The following is a 560-nucleotide window of genomic DNA, read 5'->3' as shown; positions in this document are numbered from 1 at the left end:
CAGCCGCGCTGCATCAGCGCCTTGGGGCGGTAGCGCGCGCGCACCGACGCCTTGAGCAGGGGCAGCGCTTCTTCGGCCATGTTGAAGTCGCCATCGAGCGAGCGCCCCATGCCTTCGAGCGTGATGAAGGACTTGAACAACAGCGCCAGGTCGGCAGGCAAGGCCAGGTGGTGCTGGCGCAGCAGCGCGGTCAGCTCGCTGAGCATGGTCGCCAGGTTGATCTGCTTGAGGGTCAGGCCGTGGTAGGTGTCGACGAAGGCCTGCAGGTCCATCACCAGGCCTTCCTCGTCGGTGGCGTGCTCTCCGGCCCAGTCGAGCATGACGTCGGCCACCGCTTGCGGATCTCGCTGCACCAGCCCCACCAGCAGGCGAATGAGCTCGTCGCGTCGCGCGGCGCTCAGGCGCCCCACCATGCCGAAGTCGATGAAGGCGATGCGGTTGTCCGGCAGGTAGAAGACGTTGCCGGCGTGCGGGTCGGCGTGGAAGAGGCCGTCGGTGACGATCATCTTGAGCACGGCGTGGGCGCCCCGCCTGGCCAGCAGCTTGCGGTCCAGCCCGGC

1 protein-coding gene is annotated in these 560 nt (G+C 68.2%); it reads right to left on the bottom strand.

Translation table 11 applies throughout. The features are described from left to right. A partial coding sequence (locus B2W70_RS17050) for an AarF/UbiB family protein (protein ID WP_286747621.1) occupies positions 1-560 on the bottom strand: 560 nt, incomplete at both ends.

Origin of the sequence: Aquabacterium sp. UBA2148, assembly GCF_002328915.1 — a bacterium.
GTDB lineage: Bacteria > Pseudomonadota > Gammaproteobacteria > Burkholderiales > Burkholderiaceae_C > Aquabacterium > Aquabacterium parvum.
This window is presented reverse-complemented; position numbering and strand designations above follow the sequence as displayed.